Consider the following 24,733-nt stretch of genomic DNA (forward strand, 5'->3'; position numbering starts at 1 on the left):
ATTTCTCTGATTCATAAGCTCTGTACTCTGTATTTTTAAGATTATAGCAGTTGCTGTTTCAGTTCAGCGTTACCATTTTTGCAAAGATTTTACTTCATTCATTCTACCAAGGAGGAGTTTATGCCACTCGTTTCACCTAAAGAGATGTTCGAAGGAGCCTATGCCGGTGGTTACGCCATTGGAGCATTTAATGTAAACAACATGGAAATCATTCAGGGTATTATGGAGGCGGGTAGCGAAGAAAACGCCCCTGTTATTCTTCAGGTTTCCGCAGGCGCCCGCAAATATGCAGGCCAGAGATACATCATTAAGTTGATGGAAGCCGCTCTTGAAAAAACTGATCTGCCTGTTGTTCTCCACCTTGACCACGGCCCTAACTTCGAAATGTGTAAAGAAGTAATTGACGGTGGATTTTCATCTGTAATGATTGATGGTTCACATCTTCCGTTTGAAGAAAACATTGCCATGACTAAAAAAGTCGTAACATATGCACATGATAAAGGCGTATGGGTAGAAGCTGAACTCGGCAGACTTGCCGGAGTTGAAGAAGATGTTTCCTCTGATGAACATATTTATACCGACCCTGATGAAGCTGTTGAATTCGTAGAACGCACAGGTTGCGATTCTCTTGCTATCGCTATAGGTACAAGCCACGGCGCATATAAATTTACCGGGGAAGCAAAACTTGACTTTGATCGTCTTGATAAAATTGCTTCATTAATCCCTGGTTTTCCAATAGTATTGCATGGCGCATCAAGCGTTGTGCCTGAATTCGTAAAAATGGCAAACGAATTTGGTGGCGATATAGGCGGAGCAAAAGGAGTTCCTGAAGATCTCCTTCGCAAAGCAGCTTCCAAAGCAGTTTGTAAGATTAATATTGATACGGATATCCGTCTTGCGATGACTGCGGTCATTCGCAAATTTTTGGCTGAAAATCCCGCAGAATTTGACCCCAGAGGATATCTCGGCGAAGCCCGCAAAGCAGTGAAAGAAATGGTTCGCCATAAAATCACAAATGTTCTGGGATGCTCTGGAAAAGCATAAACTATACTATAGCCGCCTTTATTAAGGCGGCTTATATTTTAGAAGGAGTAAATGATGGCTGTAAAAGTTGGTATTAATGGATTTGGAAGAATCGGTCGCTACCTCACGAGACTTATTCACGATAGCAAAGATTTTGACCTTGTAGCAGTAAATGCGCGCGCTTCTAACGAAGACCTTGCTCTTCTTCTAAAGCATGATTCCGTACACGGAAAATTTAATGCTGAAGTTGTAGCAAATGAAGATGGATTTACTATCAACGGCAAACAGATCAAAGTGACCCGCTGTGCTCCCGGTGAGTGGATTTGGGGAGAACTCGGATGTGATCTCGTTGTTGAATCTACAGGTAAATTCCGCGATCGCGAAAGCTGTGAAAAAGCTATGGCCTGCGGTGCTAAAAGGGTTGTTATCAGTGCTCCCGGAATCGATTCTGACATAACAGTTGTTATGGGCGTTAACGACGGCGACTTAAAGCCTGAGCATAAAATCGTGTCCGCAGCTTCCTGTACTACCAACTGTCTTGCTCCGGTTGCGAAAGTAATAAATGATGCTTTCGGAATTGAACGTGGTCTCATGACTACAATCCACGCATACACAATGAGCCAGAGAGTTCTGGATGGTTCTCATTCTGATATCCGTAGAGCAAGAGCATGCGCTGTCAATATGGTTCCGACAACCACGGGCGCAGCAAAAGCTGTAACGCTGGTTATTCCTGAACTTAAAGGAAAGCTGGACGGCATGTCCGTTCGCGTTCCAACTCCTAATGTGTCACTTGTTGATCTTACCTGCGACCTTGCAAAAGAGACCACAGCAGAAGAAGTTAACGCAGTTCTTAAAAAAGCCGCCACTGAAAATATGGGCTATACAGAAATGCCTCTGGTTTCCACCGACTATCTCGGTGACACCCACGGTGGAGTTGTTGATGGTCCTTTGACTTCAGTAATGGACGGTAAATTGCTGAAACTCATCATCTGGTATGATAATGAAGCCAGTTTCTCCAATCAGCTTGTCCGTTTGATGAAAAAAGTTTCTGATATGATCTAGCTTCTAAAGCTAATCACTTGATATTAAAATCCCCTCCGACTATTTAGTTGGAGGGGATTTATTACAAATTAGCCGCTTGTATATGCATCCAGTCTCTATTTTTTGTGCGTCCCAGACTTGTCCAACCGTCTTCTTCCCAGAAACGCCACCAGGCATCATATTCAGGCTTTGCAAATAAAGCCTTATCGCGGCCCCATTTAAGCTGGTTATGACCGGGGTCATAGTCAACTGCAATTCCCCAACTGTGAGTAGATGGTTTAGCTCCGCCTCTCATTGTCCGGACATTTAAGCAGCCGCCCCAAAGATTTAGATTCAATTGGTCAATTTTTTCATTTCCATAGTGCAGCAATGTACGAGTCAGCACTCTTTTGAGACTGTCATGAACTTTCTCATGGCATAAATATGAATTCACAATCTTATCCGTGTTCCACGCTAATTTATGAGGATATGGTAGAGTTATACGGGTTTGATTCTCTCCAACCTGCCCATAATAACGAAATAACTCTTCCGTCGAAGAATTGGGCCAAGTTGGAATTTTAAAATTTTCTTCATTATCATTTTTAGAAAGAAGTAAATCGTACGCAGAAGATGTTTTAATTCCCCAATAGCCATCAAGCGGACCACATTCAACCCCACTGCGAGTCGCAATAAATTGGATATATCCCACTAAACATCTTTTTTCTGTCCAATCTTCTGCGACAGCTAAAACAGCTTTTATGGCGGAAATGGTTGCCTGACCTGCAATACCATCAATAATTAAATTCGCGTTATCTTTATTCAAACATTGTTGAATAAAGGTTATTTTTTTATTATTCACAAAGCCCTCTGATTCTGTAGTATTATTAATTTAAAGATTTAAATTAATATAATTAATTATTGAAAAAGAATAACCAAGCTACATCTTTTCAATGTAAAATAGATAAATTCAACTCTTAATCACTATAAATAGCGTCAGTGGCTGCCTAAGACTGTCGTTATTTATTAGTTATAAAAAAATCAACTCTAGATTTGTACTGTAATTAATAGTAATCATAAAAAATATGTTCAAAAACAACTCCACTACTCAATGTGCCCCAAAAAGAAGACTATTTTTTTTGGATCTCTTTCTTTTTATTCTATTATTAGCTGTAGGCAGCTTTTTTTTATATCAAGGAACTGAAAAACTGGGTTACAATTGGCAGTGGTTCAGAATTCCCGGTTTTATCTTTACATATTCAAATCACGAATTTGTCCCCGGCCCTTTGTTAAAAGGACTTATGGTCACTTTAAAAATTACGGGACTGGGATTTGTTCTTACTTTTATTATAGGACTTGGAACTGCTATTTTACGTCTTTCCGACTCTTTTGTGGGGAACAGCATTGCCCGCCTGTATCTCGAAATTGTTCGTAATACTCCACTGCTTATTCAGCTTTTTTTTATATACTTTGTCGTTTCTCCGATACTGAATATCAGCGGATTCTGGTCCGCAGTTATCGCCTTGAGTCTCTTTGAAGGAGCCTACGCGTCAGAAATCTTCAGGTCTGGAATTACTTCAATTGATAAAGGTCAATGGGAAGCTGCATTCAGCTTAGGAGGAGATACAAAATTTGCCTATATGAATGTGATTCTTCCTCAAGCAATTCCTCGAATAGCTCCTCCGCTTGCCGGACAGGCCATAGCTCTTGTCAAAGATTCAGCCCTTGTCAGCACTGTCGCAATTTATGACCTGACAATGCAGGGACAATCAATAATATCAGAAACATTTCTAACTTTTGAAATTTGGTTTACAGTCGCGGCAGCATATCTTGTTGTAACGCTTTTACTTTCGTGGACGCTGGACAGGCTTGCTCAAAGCTTCAAAAGTGCATGGTAAGTATCATTCTTAAAATGGAGGAATTCTAATGACTTTGTGGAGAACCATTAACACAGGGCTTGCAGCCGTAATCCTGATCATAGGGGTTTCAACTGCGGTATGGGCCGGGAATGTCAGACAAAATCTGGCACAGGAAAGCACACTTGAAACCATTCAAAAAAATCAAACTCTGCGCGTAGGATTTTCAACATTCAAACCGTGGGCAATGAAAGATAAAAACGGCGATTTTATTGGCTTTGAAATTGATGTGGCCAAACGCCTTGCAGAAGATATGGGCGTAAAAATCAGGTTTATTCCCACAAAATGGGACGGTATTATTCCCGCCCTTCTCACAGGTAAATTTGATATAATTATCGGCGGAATGGGAATTACTCCAAAACGAAACTTAAAAGTTAACTTTTCTGATCCCTACGAATTCACCGGAATGTCCATTATTGCCAGTAAATCCGCGGCTTCTGGTAAAAAATCACTTGCGGATTTCAATAACCCGGCTACAAAGGTTTCTGTTCGTCTAGGGACAACGGCGGAAAAAGCTGCTCAAAACTTTCTGCCAAAAGCTACCCTTCTCAAATTCAGTGATGAAGCTGCGTCAATTCAGGAACTTCTCAACGGTAGAGTGGCGTGCCTGATCGCATCCAACCCGCTTCCTGCCAATCTAGTTCAAAAATATCCCGGTAAACTTTACCTGCCGCTTAAAGGTGACTTCACGAAAGAACCTATCGGTTTTGCCATTAGGAAAAGTGACCCTGATTTTCTCAATTATCTCAATAATTGGATTAAAGTTACCAACTCAGAAGGCTGGCTCGAATTGCGTTTTAATTACTGGTTTAAAACAGCCAAATGGGAATCCCTCGTAGAGTAACTTACTAAGAATGAATAATACGCAAAAAAGGATAACATCCCTTGATATACTGCTTCTTGCAGTTGTCATAGGGGTGTTATCCACTCTTTCCTATCATGTTGTTACGCAGCTTAATTACCATTGGAACTGGTCTGTAATACCCAATTATATCATAAGATATGATCAGGTTACAGAAACGTGGAAAGCTGGACAACTCACGCAGGGACTTTTGGTGACGCTGCGCCTTTCCGTATGGTCAATTATTTTTGCACTGATTATCGGTACGGTAATGGGCATTTTCAGAGTAAGCCCGCGTCCACTCTATCGCATGATTTCAAGCTCTTACGTCGGACTTATTCGCAATATTCCGCCATTGGTGTTAATCTTCATCTTTTATTATTTTCTAGGCGATCAACTAATGAGCCTTACGGGAATAACAGAGCTTTCGTACTCTCTTGATGATAAAGATTTTCCGTTTCTAACTTTTTTATTCGGTCCCATTGAACAACTCCCCGCCTTTCTTTCGGGAGTACTCACCATGTCCCTGTTTGAAGGGGCATACATCACTGAAATTGTACGTGCAGGAATTGAATCAATTGACGTCGAACAGTGGGAAGCGTCTAAGGCTCTAGGATTCAACCGCCGCAAACAACTCATTTATATAATCCTGCCGCAAGCATTTTCACAATCTTTGCCGACTCTTGCGGGACAATTTATTTCTACAATAAAAGATTCCTCAATAGTTTCAGTTATTTCGATACAAGAATTAACCTTTGCAGGACAGGAACTTATGTCTGCCACATACCGTACTTTTGAAATTTGGTCCGTAGTAATAGTTCTATATTTTTTGCTGACATTTCCGTGCTCAATTGCAGTAAGAGCTTTAGAAAAAAAGATGAATCGCCACAAAAGTCTTTAAATATTATCTTTTAAATGAGTTATACAGTTTTAATATGTGCAATTAAATCATCTTCATTCAAAGTTCGCATATCAGACAAATATTTTCCAACCTTATCGGAAATCTTCATAAAAGCTTTAACAACAGTCGGATCCAGCTGTGTCCCGGAGCACCATTTAATTTCTCCCAAAACATGTTCAAAAGCGATTGCTTTTCTATAAGGGCGGTCCTGCATCATAGCAGACAATGTATCTGCAACCGCTATTATTCGCGACCCAAACGGAATATCATTCCCCTTTAATCCAGCAGGATATCCTTTACCGTCAAATCTTTCATGATGATGTAAGATCATCTTTGCGATGCCGTTATCTCCAGAAAAGACAGTAACCGGACCGACAATTTCCGCGCCTGTTACTGGATGCAGCTTTACCACTTCATATTCTTCATCAGTCAAAGATCCCTTTTTCTTTAAAATTGAATCAGGAATTCCAATTTTACCTATATCATGAAGATGTCCGGCAATGTGCAAAGCCTTGCATCTATCTGAAGTAAGTCCCATTTGCACTCCGATTGCCTGCGAGATTACAGCTACATCTTCTGAATGTGAACTTGTACAAGCATCTTTAGCATCAATTGCATTTCCAAGGGATTCAGCAAATTGATGAACAGTCAGGTGAACTATATCCTGTTCTTTTTTTTGTAACTCAACATGTGCTCCAACAATATCAATAATATCTTTCATAGCTCCTCACGCTCAAATAGTAATTTTTTTTATTATCGCCTGCACATTTATTAGTGAAGTTGATTTTCATTGTCAACCACATGTTGGACATAATTAAAGCTTATGATTATTAAATTTCACACCATAAATTTCCAATTTGTAACAATAATGACACTGCGGTCAGGTATGGGAGAAATCGTAGAGTCTTATCTGGCAAGAACAGCAGAAGAACTTGAAAAATTAATCGATAAACTCAGTTCACCAGGCGGGCAGACAGTTTAAAAGCCGTTTCCAAGATTGTACATTGCAGCCTCAATTTTGGAAGCTTCAGATTCCAGTATTTCCGGACTGAGTTTTTGATCAGTAACCTTGAAAGGCTTATCCATGAATACCTTGCAACGGCTGAAAGGCTTTGCCACCTCAAAATGATCCCAGGATTTTTTAAAAACCATAGGATTTTCAACATATCCGCGCATAGGAATAATAAGGGAGTCTGTTTTTTGCGCAATGGCTAAAATACCCTGCTTAACTTTATGACGCGGACCTTTAGGGCCATCGACGGTAATTATGCCTATACAACCTTCCCTTTTCATCAGGCGGGTCATACCGAGCATTGCTTTAACCCCTCCACGTGTTGAGGAACCTCTTGCAACTTTAAACCCTAAGCGTTCCAAAGTCTCAGTAATGATTTGACCGTCACGACTATCACTAGCCATGGTAACGTATGGAAAACCCTTAGTCATTCCATAGGATGTCAATGCGAATAGCTCATTATGCCATAAAGCAAGCATGACAGGCTCTTTGCGATCCATAATCTCAATGAGATTTTCAAGACCTTCAACTTCAAAGCGAAGAGTTTTAGTCAGAGCCTTATAAAAAAACGCCATAGGCGCGGCAACTAAAGAGGGTTTAACTTTTATCTTCATAGCAACTACTCAAGTATCTTGAAACTGAATGTTATGAATCCTAATATTCAACGGATAAAAAACACGGCAATAGTCTATAATTTACTTTGAACCACGGTAACCGATACGTACAAAAAAATAAAGTATGCTCACGACAAAATCAAGGTTGTGATTAAAATCCACTACCTAGGTTTTTCATTTCATCTTCTATTTTATCAGCTTCCAGTTTTAGTTGTTCAGAGCTGAGTTTTTGATCGGTAATCTGAAACGGGGTTCCCATAAAAATTTTGCAACGGTCAAATGGTCTTGGAAGTTCAAATTTATCCCATGCTTTTTCAAAAACGATCGGGTTTTTGAGATATCCTCTCATGGGAATAATAAGAGAACCGGTTCGTTGAGCAATCGCCATAATCCCCGGCTTAACCTTATGCCGGGGCCCTTTCGGACCATCCATGGTAATGATTCCTACGCGCCCTTTTCTCTTCATTACACGAGTCATGCCGAGCAATGCTTTTAGCCCGCCTTTTGAAGAAGAACCGCGTACAACCTCATAACCTATGCGTTCCAAAATATCGGTAATAATCTGACCATCATTACTATCGCTGGCTATGGTCACATAAGGAAGATCTTTTACAATGCCATATGCGGACAAAGCTAGAAGCTCATTGTGCCATACAGCCATAATGATTGTTTTTTTACTGTCTAAAGCTTTAGTTACATTTTCAAGACCTTCAACTTCAAAGCGAAGAGATTTTGCCATCAGCTTGTAACAAAATGCCAATGGAGCGGCAATAAGCGCCGGATTAACTTTTATTTTCATTGAGCCTTCTAAGCATCCTGGAACTGCATGTTATATAGTTTGATGTATAAAGGACAATTTTGGAGCAGTTCTTTATGACTGCCTTTTGCGACAATATTACCCTTTTCCATAACAACTATAACATCAGCTGTAAGGATGGTAGAGAGCCTGTGAGCAATTACAATACTGGTTCTATCTTTCATCAAGTTTTCAAGAGCCATCTGAACTACCCGCTCTGATTCTGTATCAAGGGCGCTTGTAGCTTCATCAAGTATAAGCAAAGGAGGATTTTTAAGCAATGCGCGAGCAATCGTGAGTCTTTGCTTTTGACCACCTGAAAGCCTTACTCCTCGTTCGCCGACAATTGTATCATATCCTTCCGGCAGTCCTTCAATGAAATCATGGGCGAATGCTGTTTCGGCAGCCTTTTTAACGTCTTCAAAAGGTGCATCCTGATGAACATAGGCAATGTTCTCACGAACAGTAGCATTGAAAAGGAAAGTTTCCTGAGAGACCATACCCAGATTCAAACGCAATGATTTAAGTGAATAATCCTGAACCGGATTTCCATTAATTTTAAGACTGCCCTTCTCAGGATCATAAAAACGAGGAATAAGATTAACAAGAGTTGTCTTTCCTGATCCGCTTGGTCCCACAATGGCAATTTTCTGTCCGGCCTTAACTTTTAAATTAATATTGTTAAGGACAGGTTCGTTGGAAGATGTATAGCTGAAGGAAAGATCTTTTATATGAAGTTCTTTAAAAGGAAGGTCAAATTCCTTTGTTCCTCCTTTCTCTACATTAATAATAGGAGAATCTAATATTTCAAAAACTCTTTCAGCGCCGGCAAAAGCTCTTTGAATTGTTAAATTTGCACTGTTAATTTTTTTGATTGGTTCATAAAGCATGATCAGTGCCGCAATAAATGAGAAAAAAGTACCCGGAGTTGACCGTCCATCAATAACCTGCGCGCCTCCATACCATAAAACAAGACCGATTCCGAGCGCTCCGACAATTTCCATTATTCGAGAAGAAAGCTCACTGTGCAGAACCTGATTAATCGCGATTTTAACTAATCTATGATTTTCAAGATCAAATTTTTCAGATTCAAGTTTTTCATTAGCAAAAATTTTAATAACCTTAACACCGCTAAAAACTTCCTGAAGACGAGCATTGATATCTGAAATTTTCACCTGATTTTTACGGCCGAGCTTGCGCAGTTTTCTGCCGAAGTAGAAAAAAGGAAAAATAGCCAGAGGAAGAACCAGCACCGCCCAAAAGGCCAGATAAGCGTCACGATAAAAAACCAATGCGATAAGACCGATAATCGTGATCACTTCGCGAATCATCATAATAAAAGACGGTAAGCTTTGCCTTATTTCCATGACATCATTAAGTATTCTGGACATAAGCATGCCCACCTGACTCTCTTCAAAAAAGTTCATGGGTAAACATACTATTTTTTGAAAAAGATCATTTCGAAGATTTTCCAGAACAAGTAATCCGGTGGTATTCATCAGATAGGACTGGAAAAATCTAAAAAATCCCTTAACGAGCATAACTACGACAAAAGCGATAGGGATTAAAAACAGAGCTTCGCGGTCTTTATTAATAAAAATATCATCCATAGCCGGCTGAATAAGATAAGCCGTAGCCGCTGTAGCTGCTGCAACAAATCCCATAGATATAAATGCTATGAAAATTCTGAATTTGTACTGTTTAAAATAAGATAAACACCTTTTAACAAGGTGTTTATTGTTCAAGTAATTATATTTATCGCCTTTGGGCAAAGTAATCTCCTTTATTTGGGCTTAAAGCCGAATGCGATATTCTCCATACTTCTCATTTGAATCAATCGCAAGCACCGATTATCATGTAATAGATATAACCGATATATCAAGACTTAATGGATAGTATTATTCGATTTGACCACTTGCGCCCCCTGTGATTGAACATAGTTTCAGGAGGATAGTAAGCTATGTCAGTAAAAATAGAATGTCAGGGGTTACCCTGCCCTCAGCCAGTTATTAAATGTAAAAACGCCATTGAAGCTGATAATCCGGAAGAAATTATTATTCTTGTCGATAATGAAGCCGCGATGGAAAATGTATCCAGATTTATGACAACAAGAGGATACGAAGTCCATACAGAAAAAAATGATTCATTAATTTCCATTACAGGTAAAAAATCTTCGGAAAACAATATTCCTACAGCTGCAACTTGTGAGACCTGCGTAATAATGAGCGATGATGAATTGGCGCAAATAGGCAGTAAGACACTGATTTTCCTTAATAGTGATTACTTAGGTCACGGAGACGATGAACTGGGCGCTAAGCTGATGTTTAACTTTGTCGCAACGCTTTCAGAGCTTGGTGATTCATTGTGGCGCATCATTCTGGTTAACGGCGCGGTCAAGCTTGCTACAGCCGGACACACCTGTCTGGAGACACTGCAAGCATTGGAAACATCAGGAGTTTCAATCCTTGTATGCGGAACTTGTCTGGATCATTTCAACCTGCTTGATAAAAGAGCTGTCGGTGAAACAACCAATATGCTTGATGTGGTCACAAGTCTGCAACTTGCCAGCAAAGTCATTAAAGCTTAAACAGAAGTCTGGTTGCTGTCAGGAATGTTTCTGACGCTGCAACTATAAAGATAAACGATCTTTCTGTTTAAAGGACAATATGGCTGACAGCACAAAAAATCCCGAAACAATCAGGCTTAATAAATTTATAGCTTCTGCCGGAATAACATCAAGACGCGGCGCAGATGAGCTGATTAATCAAGGAAAAGTAAAGATAAACGGCGAACGTGTTGATTCTCCAGGTGTTCAGGTTGATCCTGAAAATGATCTGGTGGAAGTTAACGGAAAGCCCGTAAAACATGACTCACAGGCTGAGAATGTTTATATTTTATTAAACAAACCGATCGAAACTGTAACAACAGCTAAAGATCCGCAAAAGCGCAAAACCGTGCTTGATCTTCTGCCGTTAAATTTTAGGCAGAAACGAGTTTTTCCTGTGGGCAGATTGGACTTCTATTCAGAAGGACTGCTGATTCTGACCACGGACGGAGAACTCTGCAACCGGTTGACTCATCCGAAATGGCATTTACCCAAAGTATATGAAGTTATAGTGCGCGGCCCTGTTTCGCCTAAAAATATAGCAATCATGGAAACCGGAATGTGTTTATGTGAAGGTGACAGGCTCGCACCGGTGAAAGTGAAAATACTAAGCGAAGGTAAAGATACGACCAAGATTGAGATGATTCTTAATCAAGGTGTAAACCGTCAGATAAGACGGATGTTCAGAGATTTCGACACGACTATTTTGAAGATTAAAAGATCAAGACAAGGAAAAGTAGAACTTGGAGATCTGCCTGCTGGAAAATGGCGGGAGCTAACCTCGGATGAGGTTAAGTCTTTAAAGAAAGACGTAGGACTGTAAACGAGAAAAGGGAGTGCTGATTTAAATCTGCACTCCCTTTTTTTTAGAATATATTTCTATTAATTTTTAGTATTATCTTCCACATCCACACCTTTAGGTGGAGTAAATTCGTAAAGTGAATCAGCTACTGCTGGATCAATCTCAATGTTTCTCAACAGCACTTCATTTCCGTTTCCGTAAAAGTCCACAACTAGAATCTTTGTAAGCATTTTTTTATCAGGATCAACCCACACATAAGCTAGGACCAGCCCTGTTTCAGGTTCAAAAGGCATAAGCTTAAGTTTGATCAGCCCCTCTTCTTCCCCTTGATTTTCTACTATAAAATCTTCTTCCAGCTTAGCTTTACCGGAAATAAACTTAATCATAGTTTTTGAATTAAAGAGCTGCTTGGTGCGATATTTAAGAGCAAGTTTCTCATCCGGGAAATAATCCCACACAATAGACTCACCAACTATCAGCAATTCTTTTTCGGGCGTAATTGATTCCCAGTGCAACAGAGAGGGTTGTTTAAAAGTGATTTTACCGGACCGGACTTCACTCTCTTTACTCGCGGCATTAGTCAAAGTCTGACTGAAATCAGCTTTAAAAGTTTTAATGGAATCATATGTTTTTTGTATTTCAGTGGTCAGCTCATCTGCCGAAGCAATTGAACCGATTGATAATAAAACTGTAAGTATAAGTATGCAGAACCTAAAATTCATTGCGTTCCTCATGGATCAATTTTAATGTTAATTTACACATTAAATATAACCCCGTTAGGTGAATTATGAAAGAACAACCTGTCGCAGCAATTTCCCGCCGTAAAATCGAAGCTGAACTTTATGGACAGCTTTACGAAACAATATCAAATAAATCAGGCAAAGAAAAAGCACTGGAAATAATAAGAGAAAACCTTAAGACATCCGCATTTCAGGCTGGACAAAATTTTGCAAAAACGGCCGAAAACGAACCTAATCTTAAACACTTTTCATCTATCGTTGAAGTTTGGAAAACGGGTGATGCCATTAAGGTTGCAGAGATGTCTATAGAAGACAACCTGCTCAAAATTGACGTCATTCGCTGCAATTATCAGCAAGCCTACTATGATATGGGGTTACCGGATGAACTTTGCAAACTGTTGTCCTGTTCCCGCGACGAACCATTCGCCAAAGGTTACAGCAAAAATCTGCGTATGGTTCGCGAAACGACTCTGGCTGAAGGAGGAAAATGCTGTCCGTTCAGATTTTATTGGGATTAATCTTTCGTAACGAGAATTATACGAGGCTTACTGCCATCTTGAGGCCCGAGAATCCCGTCCTGTTCCATTTGTTCTATAAATCTAGCCGCACGGTTGAAACCGATACGGAAACGTCTCTGTAATAGAGATATGGACGCCTTACCCTGTGTAAGAACAAATTCAACAGCTTCGCCATATATCGGATCATCAGACTCTCCGGGCATACGTCCCTGAGTGGAGCCGGACGAAGTCTCTTTCCAGTCGGTAAAATCAAGCTCAAAGTCTTGCGGATATTTCTTTTTCCAGAAATCGACAACCAATTTTATTTCATCATCTTCAACTAAAGCACCGTGTAATCTGCGAAGTTGTGCTCCACTCGGTTTAAACAGCATATCCCCTCTACCAAGCAACTTTTCTGCACCGCCCATATCCAAAATAGTGCGGGAGTCATGTTTTGAGGTAACCTGAAAGGAAATTCGTGTTGGAAAGTTTGCTTTAATCAAGCCGGTGACGACATCTACAGAAGGTCGCTGTGTGGCAAGAATAATATGAATTCCGGAAGCACGCGCCAACTGAGCAAGCCGCACAATACTGATTTCAACGTCTTTTCCGGCTGTCAGCATAAGGTCAGCAAGTTCATCAACAACAATAACTAAATAAGGCATATGTTCAAGATCGGCCAAATCTTCCGGCATTTCGCCTTCCATCTTGATCAGCTTCTCATTGTAGCTGGCAATATTTCTTACCCCGAGGCGAGCCATCTTCTGATAACGCTGGTCCATTTCATGAACAGCCCATTCAAGCGCACTTTTTGCCAAAGCCATATCAGTTACAACAGGATGAACAAGATGCGGAAGACTTGCATAAACAGCAAGTTCAATTCTTTTGGGATCTATAAGCAGAAGTTTTACTTCATCAGGTCCGGCACGATAAAGCAGACTCATGAGAAGTCCGTTTAAACAGACACTTTTCCCGGCTCCGGTCGCTCCGGCTACAAGTAAATGCGGCATCTTTATAAGATCCGCGACAACAGGTTCACCCTGAATATCTTTACCCAGCGCCATTGTCAGAGGTGATTTGGCATTCTTAAAACAGTCTGCTTCAAAAATTTCACGCAGATAAACAACCTGTCGCTGATCGTTAGGAATTTCTACCCCTACTGAATTCTTGCCGGGAATCGGAGCTTCAATTCTGACGGAAATTGCTTTCAGAGCAAGGGCAATATCATCAGTCAGTCCTGCTATTTTACTGACTTTTACACCGGGAGCAGGACGAAATTCAAACATTGTAACAACTGGACCGGGAATAACATTCTTTATTTCGCCATCAATATTAAAATCTTTAAGACAAACTGCGAGACTTTCAGTTTTATTCTCTAATACTTTCGGATCAACCTTAATACCGGTAACTTTAGGCTCCACCAGCATATCAAGAGGAGGAAAAGGAGCGGTTGTATCTATCTTTTGCGGCTTAGGTTTAACTTTTTTCTTAGGGATAGCCTCTTTAAATGGCTTTAAAACAACTTCAGAATCACTTTCCTGTTCTTCAATTTTCTTTTTAGGTTCGAAATTTTTAGAAGCTGTATCAGTCTTTACAGCGATCTCTTTTTTTTCTGCTTTTTTGCGATCTCGTTCAGTTTTTACTCTTTTAGCTCTACGGTCATAGCGTTCTTTATTTTTGAGACCGAAATCAATAAGTATAGTTCTGATTCTCTTGCAGATGGAAGCCCAGCTCAAATTAAGAGTCAGCTGAATTCCGGCAAGAGTTGTGAACATCCAGAAAAGGAAAGCTCCGACAGGCTTAAGATAACGGAATGACCACTTTGAAAGCAGCGCACCGATAAACCCGCCTTCGTGAATCGGCAGATTTTTTTGATATTCAGTCAACCAAGGATGAGACGACCATGAGAGAAGACAGACATAGAGCAATACTAAGCCAGCCCATCTCCACCAAGGCTGCTTTAAAGCTACGAGAAAAGATGCAAGACCTAAATACAGGCAATAAAAAGGTATCAACCAAGCACCGATTCCGACCATATCTATCATTAAACCTGCGGCATATGATCCGGCTGGCCCTATTAAATTCTTTATTTTCCAGTTCGAACTTACAGCTTGATTAAGAGTAGGATCGCCCGGATGGAACGAGTACATGCTTATAAAAAGAAAGGCGGCTAAAAAAATCCAGAACAAGCCGGAAATTTCTTTTGCGAATTTTTCGCTGGGCAGTGTCTCATCCTCCGTTTCGCTCCATTTTTATATAAAAGGAGCTGGTTTAAATACTCCGGGCAGAATTAACCACCCGGAGAAAATACTAATCATTAATACAGCGGAAAAAAGGCTTATTTTTCACGGCCTAAATATTCTTTGGAGCGTGTATCTACTTTTACTTTATCATTTTCATTAACAAAAAGAGGAACATTGATGACAAGGCCTGTTTCCAGAGTTGCAGGCTTTGAAGCGCCACTGACTCTGTCACCCTGCACACCGGGATCAGTCTGCGTAACTAACAAAACAACAGAAGCCGGCAATTCCATTCCAATAACTTCTCCATTATAAAGAAGTGCTTTGTTACTTTCGCCTTCTTTAAGAAATCCACCGGTATCACCGATGATTTCAGCTGCAACAGTCATCTGTTCATATGATTCGAGATCCATAAGTACAAAAGCGGTTCCATCTTTATAAAGGAACTGCATTTCTTTTGTTTCCATATCAGGCTTTTCTACTTTTTCTCCAGAGCGAAAAGTTTGATCAACAACTCGTCCTGTAAGCATATTTTTAAGCTTTGTACGAACAAAAGCGCCACCTTTACCCGGCTTAAAATGCTGAAATTCTACAATGTCATAAGGCTTTTTATCAATTTCAATTTTCAATCCTGGTCTAAAATCTTTAGTAGATATCATTTTAACTCCGCTAAGTATTAAGTGTACGAGCCTTTAAAGGTACGTCGAAATATTAATCCCGAGCTGTCTGCTACAGCGCTAAGACAGCATGAATCATCAATGTATACTAGTTGTTTATATTGATTCTTCACAATAACAGCCGATAAGTTCAATAAACATCCGCTTAAAAAGTTTAATTTAATCGGCTGTCACATGACAAAACAATGCCTGAACGGCAAACACATAACTCAGAATTCCAAATCCGGCAATTACTCCAATGCAATGTTTCCCCATGAAACTATGCTGCCTAACGGGATCTTCTGTTCGTGCCCAGATATTACTGATATGAACTTCAACACATGGGACATCAATCCATGCGAGTGAATCAGCAATGGCAAGGCTAGTGTGTGTATACGCTCCGGCATTAAAAGCAATTCCATCAATTTTATCTTTTCTGGCTTTTTCAAGTCGGTCAATCAACGCGCCTTCCGAATTAGCCTGAAAAAATTCAAATTTTATTTGATCAGCATTTTTGCCCATATTTTTTTTTAATAGATCAGGAATATCTTCAATTTTATCAGAACCATATATTTCTGGCTGTCTTTTGCCAACGTGCCCCAGATTCGGACCGTTCAGTATTAAAAAGGTGTACATCTAAACTCCTTTATTTTTTCAAGGTTGACCAAAATGTATTCTTGAAAGATTATCTAACTTGACTCACTGAAACAAATGGGTGATCAGTGTTCCTTACTTTAAACATAATATTTAAGGACCATTCCTAATGAATAATACTCTCAAATTGATGCAAACCGTTTACGAGATCGATCAACTTGAACAATTGCCTGTTCCTCAAATCATTCTTGCAGGGCGTTCCAATGTAGGAAAATCTTCACTGGTCAACTGCCTTGCTGAAAGAAAGAAACTTGCGAAAATCAGCGCAACCCCCGGTAAAACAAGAAGCTTGAACTATTACGAAGTCGTACCTCATGGCTACTACATAGTTGACTTGCCGGGATACGGATATGCCAAATGTTCAAAAACAGAGCGGGCCAAATGGGGGCAACTTATTGACCGCTACCTAGAAGGAAACGCTTACGTTGCCGCAGCAGTCGTGTTACTCGACAGCCGGTTGACTCCCCAGAAAAATGATATCGACATGATATCGTATTTTAGACAATGCAATATTCCAATTCTGCCGGTTCTGACTAAGTCAGACAAAACTAAACAAGGTGAACGTGCCAAAATTCAGAATAAATGGCAGGACATTTTACATGTCAAACCTCTATGTGTATCCAGTAAGAGCGGCATGAACCGCACCAAGCTCTGGAATCTTCTGGATAAAACAGCAATGCCTGAATTAGCTCATGCTCCGGTTTCCATAGAAGATGTCGAAAGCAATACAAACGAATAGTCAGTTAGAATAAAAAACAAGTAATTGTCATTTTTTTTAAGACCAAACCATCACGTTATATAAAACGGATTGTTTGGTCTTTTTTATATTCGAAAAGTTTTAGCCCCAGCCTATTTAAGTCTTTTATTACGACCCATGTATTTACCGGCAGATTCAGGGATAAGAACCCATGCGATGCGAAGCCCTGCAAGTGTACTAATCACAATATTACCGATCCATGCCGCTACAATTGGCGGCAAAACCCCGGACTGCCCCGCTGATGCTCCAATCATGAACAAAGCATAATAAGTAAACGTCAGCGCCAACCCGAGCCCTATATTCAGATAAATGTTTTCTGAAATTGTAACCAAAGCGAGTGAAACAAGTGCCATTGCCAGAAGAGAAAACGCATATGACCACTTGGAATGCCATGCGGTTATTAAACGATCAACATTTGAACCGGATGTTTTGAGCTGATCAATTACTTCCGCCAACTGCCATAATGGAAGCTGAGCCGGATCTGCCCCCGGATCAACTGCTTTAAATACTTTCAGATTCAGCTTAAGAGGCATCGTATAAATTGGATGTTTCCGCGATGAAAATTTATCAGGACTGAGTTCCACAGCATTTTCAAGCTTCCAGCCATACTTTTCACTGACTTCAGCGCTTTCAGATGTAATTACCTTTAATATCTGATTATTATCTTCGGAAAATTCATATACTGTAACACCCTTCGCTTTATTACCGAAAGGCATCACTTCATCAGCTTCAACAACGTATTTTCCTTCTCGGAACCAGATGTTGTGGAGCACCCTTTTATCCAGTTGACTTTTGCGCACATCTTCTTTCCAGATACGAAAAGCTTCCTGCTCTCCATAAACTCCGATGACCTGCGAAAACATAAGTTGTCCCATGCTCCAAAAAACTGCGTAAATAATAAAAAAGCGCACAAACCAGCCAAGAGAAAGACCTCCGGTTCTAAGTGCGAGCATTTCTTTATTTTTAGCCATTACACAAAGTTGTATCAGCATGGAAATAAGAAAGACTGCTGGTAATATCTGTGAAAAAATAAGCGGCATTTTAACAAGAAAATAGCGGAGAATTAACCCTATTCCAAGTCCGGCTTCTATAAAATCATCAAGCCTGTCAAAGAGATCGGAAAGAAGATAAATCCCCGTTCCGACACCAAGACAGACCATCATCAAAAACAGATTCTGTTTCAGTACATATGTCGCCAGATATCCGGGAAGCAATTTACGAATCATACTGCCTCCCTGCGTTTTTTCTTGAAAAATGACAGTTTAATTCGAAACGAGCGTTCCATCACAGCCATTTTTAATAATAAAATTGAAATAACCGCAAAGATTGTATTAGGAGCCCACAAGCCTACAACCGGTGACAAAGTCCCGCTTTCTCCAAGGGTTATACCAAGTGAAAGCATGGTGTAATACACAAGGAAAAGCCCCATTGAGATAATCAACCCGTACTGCTGCTTCAGCCCTCTGAAAATACAGGCAATAGGCATGGCAAACATACCAAGCACCAGACATGCTACGGGCAATGCTAATCTTTTTTGAACCTCAACTTGAACTTTGCGATAAAACTTCGGATCAAGATCACCGGCACGGTCACCTCCTCTGCTGATGCGGACGAGTTTTTCCCATGACATTTCTTTAGGACGCAGGTCATCAACATCATAACCTTTCAGAAGGTTACCAAGAGGAATTCTAACATCATAATTTTTAAATTTAAGAACGCTTAGCTGATCTTTTTGCTGCTGATATATCCGTCCGTTTTCAAGATGAACCATGATTCTTCCACGAGCGGAATCAGTTCTGATCTCACCAAGCGGCGCAACAATCGTTGCAGTCATACTTTTTCGCGTGCTGTCGCGCACAAAGACAGAGTGCATTTTGCCGTCTTTAGTATCAACTTTTTCGGCATAAAAAACTAATCCCGGAAAATCTCTATTAAAAACACCGGGTTGAATAGCTAATTGACTTCGGGTTCGCGCAAACTCCATCAAAGCATTGCGGAAATTTTCTGTGCCCCACGAAAGTCCGTATAATGAAAAAAAGACATCTGCTCCAGTGCAAAGCATGCAAAAAATAATGGGCGCAGGTAAAAGCTTATAAAGGCTGAGCCCACCTGATTTAAGAGCTGTGATCTCATTATCTGAATTCATTCTCAAAAAAGTCAGAAAAATTGCCAACATAGTAGCAATAGGAGTCAGCACAAGCAGGAAAAAAGGACACAAGTATAGGAACAGCTTTCCCATTTCAAGAGCGCCGAGACTTTGGCCCATGAAAAGATCTCTGAATTGTAAAAGTCTACCAATCAAGATCAATCCCATGAAGCCGGACAAGCTCAACGTGAAAATGGAAAGAAGTTCCTTAAATATCTGACGATGAAGAATCTTCAAATTGATTCCATAAGGAATTGCAGACTGTTAAGTCTTGTTTTGGATAAAAAAAGTTTAGTCACATTCAGGACTTTTGTCAGAATTTTCTTTATAGAAACGATTAAGAAATTCCACATCGTTAGGTGACAAATTAAAACGCATTGCGGCTTCTTCAAGCAATAATCTATGAGTCTTACCTGTTTCGATTTGCTTTTCAGAAATCCACTTAATAGCTTTGCGAGTAAGCTCACAATGAGGAACGATGGTTGTCATATATTTAATTCCTTCGAAGACGATTGTTATTAATTCATATTACTACACCAGCTTGCCCCCCCTTGCAACTTCGAGCAGGCTGGAATATTTAAGTCACGGCTTCACAAGATTAAATAAGGGAATTTCTCCCTTCTTCAATTAGCTTATTCATAACTATATGACTATTTAAATTGATTTTTTTTGGATATTTAACTGTGATTTTCAAGGGGTTTTAAATGCCTTCTCTATATGCAGCAGCAATTCTCGGAGTTGTTGAGGGTCTTACAGAATTTTTGCCGGTCTCCAGTACAGGTCACCTTATCATTACAGGTCATCTTCTTGGTTTCACCGGGGATAAGGCTTCTTCTTTTGAAGTTGCTATCCAGCTAGGGGCCATCCTTGCGGTGGTATTATTGTATTGGTCACGTTTCTGGGGATTATTTTTCCCGGTTCATGGACAAAGATTTTCCGGAACCAGAGGACTTTACCTCTTATTTTTAACAAGTTTACCAGCGTCAGTCCTCGGACTTCTCGCACACGATGCCATTAAAAAATATCTTTTTAATCCTTACACTGTCGCGTGGGCGCTTTTAGTCGGTGCCTTAATGATTCTTTTTGTTGAAAGAAAAGAAAGAAAAGCCAGCTGTTTCACATTGGATGAACTTACACCTAAATTAGCTTTTGGTATCGGATGTTTTCAATGTCTAGCTCTCTGGCCGGGATTTTCAAGATCTGCGGCTACAATTATGGGAGGCATGATTTTAGGAGCAAAACGAAAAATTGCCGCAGAGTATTCCTTTATTGCCGCTGTTCCAATTATGTTTGCCGCAACCGGATATGATATGCTCAAAAGCTACAAATTATTTACGGTTGCAGATATGCCGTTTCTTGCAGTCGGATTTGTAATCTCTTTTATTTCAGCATGGATTGCAGTCAAAGGTTTTATCTATCTTTTAAGCAAATTAACCTTACGCCCCTTCGCATATTACAGGCTTGCGCTGGCTCCATTGGTGCTTTTTTTCTGGAGCTGAAGTTGAATGGTCAACAATCTAGAATTGCTAAGTAAAAGCATTATTTTAAGAAAAATCAAAAAAAGTTAAATTTTTACTTGCCAAGGAGAAGGAGAGCGTATAGTACTCTCTCTCGTTGGCGGCGAAGGCCGAAACGTGGCGAGGTAGCTCAGTTGGTTAGAGCATGCGGCTCATATCCGCAGTGTCGGGGGTTCAATTCCCTTCCTCGCTACCACGAATGTATAAGCCCGTAGTTCATCTGAACTACGGGCTTTTTCTGTTTAAATTCTCCTTTGACTTCCATTTCCTCTAGATTTACGATTAATTATTATGAGAACAAAAATTTCAATTAAATCAAAAAACGATATCGCTAAAATGCGTAAGGCCGGATTATTGCTTCAGAAAACTCATATGGTTGCCCGAAGCATGGTTAAGCCCGGTGTGACGACTTCTGAAATCAATGAAGCCGTGGAGTCCTTTATTTCCCAAAATGGAGCCATAGCCCTATTTAAAGGCGTTCAAGGTGTCACACCCTACCCTGCGGGAACCTGCATATCCGTTAATGAAGAAGTTGTGCATGGTATTCCCGGATCAAGAGTTCTTTTAGAAGGCGACCTCGTAAGTATTGATATCGGAGTAAAATTAGACGGTTGGTGTTCTGATTGCGCCTGTTCTTATGGTGTCGGAACAGTTTCTAAAGAAGTTCAGGATTTATTAAATATAACTGAAGGATGCCTTAACATCGCCCTGACTAAAATGAAGCCCGGAATTAAGTGGAGAGACATTGCCAAAGTAATGGCCGACTCAGCAAGAAAGGCCGGATATTCGGTGGTTGAAGAGCTAATCGGGCATGGTATAGGCCGAGAGCTATGGGAAAGCCCGGATGTACCCAACTACTCTACTCGCGCGATTCCTGATTTCACATTAGAAGAAGGAATGGTCATAGCTGTTGAACCTATGATAAACATGGGAACACATAAAATTTTTACTAAATCTGATAACTGGACCATCTGCACCAAAGACAGAAAGCCTTCAGCTCATTTTGAGCATTCGATAGCAATTACGGCAGACGGGGTTGAAGTTTTGACATGTGATCCAAATGGAGAAGGATGGGCCATCTGGTAAGTTTTGGCATTTTGTACTCTAAAAATATGTTCAATATTAATACATACACCTAGCTAGGATGGAGCATTGAAATATTTTATAAATCCTTATCGCGCTCTAAATTGGCCATTTGAAAACCTGTTGCCAAATATATTAATATTATTTTTCATTTTTATATCGGTTTGCTCATCCCCGAACGAAGTTTTAGCAGAAGACAAACTTGAAAAAGTAACTCTGCAATTGAAATGGTTCCATCAGTTTCAATTTGCAGGCTATTATGCAGCACTTGAAAAAGGATTTTATGCTGACGAAGGCCTTGATGTTACAATTGTTGAACGAGATCTAAAAGTTAGTCCTATTGATCAAGTTGTTGAAGGTAAGGCAGATTTCGGTGTAACGAATTCTGAAATGCTCTTACATTACCTCAAAGGTAAACCCGTTGTTCTTTTAGCTTCCATCTTTCAACACTCTCCTCTGGTTTTTATTTCTAAAACAACTCCAGCTCTTCATAGTCCTCATAGTTTTTTGGGCAAAAAAATTCTTATGAACACGGCTTCGCAAGAAATTGAGCTTTTAGCAATGCTGAATAGAGAAGAGATCCCTCTTAATAAACTAGATTTAATAGATAGATTTGCCACTCCTGAAGATTACTTCGATCCCAATATTGATATCATTTCAGCCTATATCACCAACCAGCCCTACTATCTTGAAAAAAACAACATCCCTTACTCAACCATATATCCTGCTACATATGGTATTGATTTTTATGGTGACAGTCTTTTTACTTCGCAAAATCAGGTAGTTAACCATCCTGAAAGAGTTAGAAAATTTCTCAAAGCCAGCCTTAAAGGCTGGAAATACGCTTTGAATAATCCAGAAGAACTCACAGAAATAATCATTAATAAATTCGGTTCATTGAAATCAAGAGAGCATTTACTGTACGAAGCTAATAAAATTAACAAACTGATCCTGCCTGATTTAATTACAATCGGTCATATCAATCCTGGAAGATGGAAACATATCGCTGACAATTTTAAAGAGCTGGAACTTGTTTCCGATGATAGAAATTTAGATAATTTCTTTTTTGATCCTAATATCGGTCGCTATGAAATAACAAAAGAAACCATAATCTATACAGGATTGTTATTTGCCTCCGTCGTGCTTGTTCTACTGTTCATGATGATATTTGCTCGCAAATTAAAAAAAGAAGTTGATACAAGAAAAGAGATTGAAGCTAAATTAATAAAAAGTGAACAATACTACCGCAGTTTATTTCATAATACCGGCACAGCAACAGTGATAGTTGGAGATGATCTTTATATAAAACGATGCAATAGCAATTTTGCAGACTTATGTGGTCTTAAAAATGATGAAATTAAAAACAAAAAAAAATGGACTGATTTTGTAACTATTGATGAATTAGCTAAAATGCATCAATATCACTTAGATAGAACAGATAATGAAAGCACGGCTCCACGCGCTTATGAATTTAAATTCTTACGCGCAAACGGTGAAATCAGAAATGTTAGTGTTTATGTTGAAAAAATCAGCGGTTCAACAGACCGGGTTGCATCCCTGATTGATATGACTGAAAAAGTTAAAACACAGGACCTGTTAATTCAAACTGAAAAAATGATCTCAGTAGGAGGCCTTGCTGCCGGCATGGCTCACGAGATTAACAACCCCCTAGCCGGCATTCTGCAAGGCACCCAGAACATTCTACGTAGACTTTCACCTGAGTATAAAAAAAATCTCATCACAACAAATGATGAAAAATGCTCCTTTGATGAAATTATCAGCTACCTTAATGAAAGGGGCATATTACGTATGATCGAAGGCATTCAAGTCTCTGGAGAACGAGCCGCAGAAATTGTTAAAAACATGCTTGAATTCAGTCGTCGTAGTGATGCAGGAAAGACCTCATGCAATTTAAATAACTTACTTAATGGAATCATTGACATTGTTTCCTGCGACTATGATTTACGTAAGAAATATGATTTTAAACATACACAAATAGTCAAAGAATACGCTGATAATTCATACATGATAAGTTGTTTTAAAACTGAAATTGAGCAAGTTTTATTAAACCTTATAAAAAATGCCGCTTTTGCCATGGCTGAAACTGCACAAAAAAGAACTCCAAAACTTACATTAAGAACTAGATACAAAAAAGATTTTATTATAATTGAAGTTGAAGATAATGGACCGGGAATGTCCGAAGACATTCGCAAAAGAATTTTCGAACCATTTTTTACAACAAAAGCACCAGGGGTTGGCACCGGCTTAGGCCTTTCTGTTTCGTACTTTATTATAACCCAGAACCATAAGGGCATTTTTGAAGTTGAATCTGCAGTCGACAAAGGAACAAAGTTCTCAATCAAAATCCCCTCAATTTAATCCTTTATTTAAATACAGCGGTACATACATATGTTTCACAAAACGATCTCGTTCCTTTTATTTTTAGTTTTTATTTTTGCGTGTCCGGCTTGTGCAAAAAAACCAGCAATATACCCGAATGATCATTCTAAAGCAGTCGGTAAGGCCCAGACAAATCAAGATATCCAATACTGCTTGAAGCTTGCTGATGACAATGTCGGTAAAGAATCACGAGGTAAAAAAAGCGTTAAAACTGGCCTCAAAGGAGGCTTAGTCGGGGGCGCAATAGGTTTAGGCATTGGCATTGTGACTGGCAGCCCGGGAACATCCGCGCTTGCAGGAGCTGCGGGAGGATCTGCCGGAGGAGCTGTTGGCGGAGCAGTTCAAGACAATACAGACGCTGTATACCGTAATTTTGTAGAAAAATGCCTAATTGAAAAAGGATATGAACCAATCGGTTGGAGATAATTTTTATATTAAGGTTTTACAGCTTGTTTAAATATGTCATTATCAGGCCAAAACAATCAATTTAAAGAATAAAATATACATTGGTTTACA

The 24,733-nt window shown here is 39.7% G+C and carries 25 protein-coding genes and 1 tRNA gene; 14 read left to right on the forward strand and 12 right to left on the reverse strand.

From position 1 onward, the window contains the following. Nucleotides 1–120: 120 nt before the first annotated feature. Together fba and gap are read left to right on the forward strand one after the other, a co-directional pair. On the forward strand, nucleotides 121–1,044 hold the full coding sequence (gene fba, locus BLT41_RS12260) for a class II fructose-1,6-bisphosphate aldolase (RefSeq protein ID WP_092161548.1): 924 nt from the start codon (nucleotides 121–123) through the stop codon (nucleotides 1,042–1,044). Nucleotides 1,045–1,098: 54 nt separating this feature from the next. After that, entirely contained in the window at nucleotides 1,099–2,085 is a 987-nt protein-coding gene (gene gap / locus BLT41_RS12265) for a type I glyceraldehyde-3-phosphate dehydrogenase (RefSeq protein WP_092161549.1), read from the forward strand. Between the two features lie 61 nt (nucleotides 2,086–2,146). Here the strand turns inward: gap and BLT41_RS12270 are convergent, their stop codons facing one another. Then, on the reverse strand, nucleotides 2,147–2,902 hold the full coding sequence (locus BLT41_RS12270) for a hypothetical protein (RefSeq protein WP_092161550.1): 756 nt from the start codon (nucleotides 2,900–2,902) through the stop codon (nucleotides 2,147–2,149). 223 nt (nucleotides 2,903–3,125) lie between these two features. Between BLT41_RS12270 and BLT41_RS12275 the strand changes: the two genes are divergently transcribed. From BLT41_RS12275 to BLT41_RS12285, 3 genes are read left to right on the forward strand one after another with little or no spacing between them, the layout of a single operon-like run. Further along, nucleotides 3,126–3,938, forward strand: coding sequence for an amino acid ABC transporter permease (locus BLT41_RS12275; RefSeq protein ID WP_092161551.1), 813 nt, complete (start codon nucleotides 3,126–3,128; stop codon nucleotides 3,936–3,938). Between the two features lie 28 nt (nucleotides 3,939–3,966). Next, nucleotides 3,967–4,800, forward strand: coding sequence for a transporter substrate-binding domain-containing protein (locus BLT41_RS12280; RefSeq protein ID WP_092161552.1), 834 nt, complete (start codon nucleotides 3,967–3,969; stop codon nucleotides 4,798–4,800). A gap of 10 nt (nucleotides 4,801–4,810) precedes the next feature. Next, nucleotides 4,811–5,698 carry an amino acid ABC transporter permease gene (locus BLT41_RS12285; protein WP_092161553.1) on the forward strand — a complete coding sequence of 296 codons (888 nt, stop codon included), beginning with the start codon at nucleotides 4,811–4,813 and terminating at the stop codon, nucleotides 5,696–5,698. A 19-nt stretch (nucleotides 5,699–5,717) separates the two neighbouring features. Here BLT41_RS12285 and BLT41_RS12290 read toward each other — a convergent pair whose 3' ends face one another. The 4 genes from BLT41_RS12290 to BLT41_RS12305 form a co-directional block, all read right to left on the reverse strand. Beyond that, the gene (locus BLT41_RS12290; RefSeq protein ID WP_092161554.1) at nucleotides 5,718–6,419 is read right to left on the reverse strand and encodes an HD-GYP domain-containing protein; all 702 of its coding nucleotides are present in this window, start codon (nucleotides 6,417–6,419) and stop codon (nucleotides 5,718–5,720) included. A gap of 257 nt (nucleotides 6,420–6,676) precedes the next feature. Next, entirely contained in the window at nucleotides 6,677–7,324 is a 648-nt protein-coding gene (locus tag BLT41_RS12295) for a lysophospholipid acyltransferase family protein (RefSeq protein ID WP_092161555.1), read from the reverse strand. A 151-nt stretch (nucleotides 7,325–7,475) separates the two neighbouring features. Next, entirely contained in the window at nucleotides 7,476–8,123 is a 648-nt protein-coding gene (locus BLT41_RS12300; protein ID WP_092161556.1) for a lysophospholipid acyltransferase family protein, read from the reverse strand. Between the two features lie 8 nt (nucleotides 8,124–8,131). After that, complete coding sequence (locus BLT41_RS12305; protein ID WP_092161557.1) at nucleotides 8,132–9,892, reverse strand: ABC transporter ATP-binding protein; 1,761 nt, start codon at nucleotides 9,890–9,892, stop codon at nucleotides 8,132–8,134. Between the two features lie 188 nt (nucleotides 9,893–10,080). Here BLT41_RS12305 and yedF point away from each other — a divergent pair, with 188 nt between their 5' ends. Then, nucleotides 10,081–10,707: a sulfurtransferase-like selenium metabolism protein YedF gene (gene yedF / locus BLT41_RS12310; RefSeq protein WP_092161558.1), complete on the forward strand. Its 627-nt coding sequence runs from the start codon at nucleotides 10,081–10,083 to the stop codon at nucleotides 10,705–10,707. A gap of 79 nt (nucleotides 10,708–10,786) precedes the next feature. Next, the gene (locus BLT41_RS12315; RefSeq protein ID WP_092161559.1) at nucleotides 10,787–11,548 is read left to right on the forward strand and encodes a pseudouridine synthase; all 762 of its coding nucleotides are present in this window, start codon (nucleotides 10,787–10,789) and stop codon (nucleotides 11,546–11,548) included. Nucleotides 11,549–11,607: 59 nt separating this feature from the next. Here BLT41_RS12315 and lolA read toward each other — a convergent pair whose 3' ends face one another. Next, on the reverse strand, nucleotides 11,608–12,249 hold the full coding sequence (lolA, locus tag BLT41_RS12320; RefSeq protein WP_092161560.1) for an outer membrane lipoprotein periplasmic chaperone LolA: 642 nt from the start codon (nucleotides 12,247–12,249) through the stop codon (nucleotides 11,608–11,610). A gap of 65 nt (nucleotides 12,250–12,314) precedes the next feature. Here lolA and BLT41_RS12325 point away from each other — a divergent pair, with 65 nt between their 5' ends. Continuing rightward, nucleotides 12,315–12,785, forward strand: a complete 471-nt coding sequence (locus BLT41_RS12325) for an L-2-amino-thiazoline-4-carboxylic acid hydrolase (protein ID WP_092161561.1) — start codon at nucleotides 12,315–12,317, stop codon at nucleotides 12,783–12,785. Here the strand turns inward: BLT41_RS12325 and BLT41_RS12330 are convergent. The 3 genes from BLT41_RS12330 to BLT41_RS12340 all read right to left on the reverse strand — a co-directional run bounded on the left by BLT41_RS12330 (nucleotide 12,782) and on the right by BLT41_RS12340 (nucleotide 16,296). Next, nucleotides 12,782–14,953: a DNA translocase FtsK gene (locus BLT41_RS12330; RefSeq protein ID WP_244512266.1), complete on the reverse strand. Its 2,172-nt coding sequence runs from the start codon at nucleotides 14,951–14,953 to the stop codon at nucleotides 12,782–12,784. The two genes, BLT41_RS12325 and BLT41_RS12330, sit on opposite strands and share 4 nt — an antisense overlap. Nucleotides 14,954–15,102: 149 nt before the next feature. Next, nucleotides 15,103–15,663 (reverse strand): elongation factor P, encoded by a 561-nt coding sequence (gene efp / locus BLT41_RS12335; protein WP_092161563.1) that lies wholly within the window; start codon nucleotides 15,661–15,663, stop codon nucleotides 15,103–15,105. A 177-nt stretch (nucleotides 15,664–15,840) separates the two neighbouring features. Continuing rightward, on the reverse strand, nucleotides 15,841–16,296 hold the full coding sequence (locus BLT41_RS12340) for a type II 3-dehydroquinate dehydratase (RefSeq protein WP_092161564.1): 456 nt from the start codon (nucleotides 16,294–16,296) through the stop codon (nucleotides 15,841–15,843). Between the two features lie 127 nt (nucleotides 16,297–16,423). On the opposite strand from BLT41_RS12340, the gene yihA reads away from it, so the two are divergent. After that, the gene (gene yihA / locus BLT41_RS12345; RefSeq protein WP_092161565.1) at nucleotides 16,424–17,053 is read left to right on the forward strand and encodes a ribosome biogenesis GTP-binding protein YihA/YsxC; all 630 of its coding nucleotides are present in this window, start codon (nucleotides 16,424–16,426) and stop codon (nucleotides 17,051–17,053) included. A gap of 110 nt (nucleotides 17,054–17,163) precedes the next feature. Here the strand turns inward: yihA and BLT41_RS12350 are convergent, their stop codons facing one another. From BLT41_RS12350 to BLT41_RS12360, 3 genes are read right to left on the reverse strand one after another with little or no spacing between them, the layout of a single operon-like run. Further along, nucleotides 17,164–18,297, reverse strand: coding sequence for an LptF/LptG family permease (locus BLT41_RS12350; RefSeq protein ID WP_092161566.1), 1,134 nt, complete (start codon nucleotides 18,295–18,297; stop codon nucleotides 17,164–17,166). Then, the gene (lptF, locus tag BLT41_RS12355; RefSeq protein ID WP_092161568.1) at nucleotides 18,294–19,454 is read right to left on the reverse strand and encodes an LPS export ABC transporter permease LptF; all 1,161 of its coding nucleotides are present in this window, start codon (nucleotides 19,452–19,454) and stop codon (nucleotides 18,294–18,296) included. The genes BLT41_RS12350 and lptF overlap by 4 nt, the downstream gene beginning before the upstream one ends. A gap of 54 nt (nucleotides 19,455–19,508) precedes the next feature. Then, nucleotides 19,509–19,706: a hypothetical protein gene (locus BLT41_RS12360; RefSeq protein WP_092161569.1), complete on the reverse strand. Its 198-nt coding sequence runs from the start codon at nucleotides 19,704–19,706 to the stop codon at nucleotides 19,509–19,511. Between the two features lie 215 nt (nucleotides 19,707–19,921). Here BLT41_RS12360 and BLT41_RS12365 point away from each other — a divergent pair, with 215 nt between their 5' ends. From BLT41_RS12365 to BLT41_RS12385, 5 genes are all read left to right on the forward strand, one after another. Beyond that, complete coding sequence (locus tag BLT41_RS12365) at nucleotides 19,922–20,716, forward strand: undecaprenyl-diphosphate phosphatase (RefSeq protein WP_092161570.1); 795 nt, start codon at nucleotides 19,922–19,924, stop codon at nucleotides 20,714–20,716. Between the two features lie 137 nt (nucleotides 20,717–20,853). Then, nucleotides 20,854–20,930, forward strand: a tRNA-Met gene (locus BLT41_RS12370). A 95-nt stretch (nucleotides 20,931–21,025) separates the two neighbouring features. Then, nucleotides 21,026–21,820 (forward strand): type I methionyl aminopeptidase, encoded by a 795-nt coding sequence (gene map / locus BLT41_RS12375; protein ID WP_244512267.1) that lies wholly within the window; start codon nucleotides 21,026–21,028, stop codon nucleotides 21,818–21,820. Nucleotides 21,821–21,886: 66 nt separating this feature from the next. Next, nucleotides 21,887–24,196 (forward strand): ABC transporter substrate-binding protein, encoded by a 2,310-nt coding sequence (locus BLT41_RS12380; RefSeq protein ID WP_244512268.1) that lies wholly within the window; start codon nucleotides 21,887–21,889, stop codon nucleotides 24,194–24,196. Nucleotides 24,197–24,226: 30 nt separating this feature from the next. Further along, entirely contained in the window at nucleotides 24,227–24,643 is a 417-nt protein-coding gene (locus BLT41_RS12385; RefSeq protein WP_092161571.1) for a hypothetical protein, read from the forward strand. The last annotated feature ends 90 nt before the right edge of the window (nucleotides 24,644–24,733 follow it).

Origin of the sequence: Maridesulfovibrio ferrireducens (assembly GCF_900101105.1) — a bacterium.
In the GTDB taxonomy this organism is placed as follows: Bacteria; Desulfobacterota; Desulfovibrionia; order Desulfovibrionales; family Desulfovibrionaceae; genus Maridesulfovibrio; species Maridesulfovibrio ferrireducens.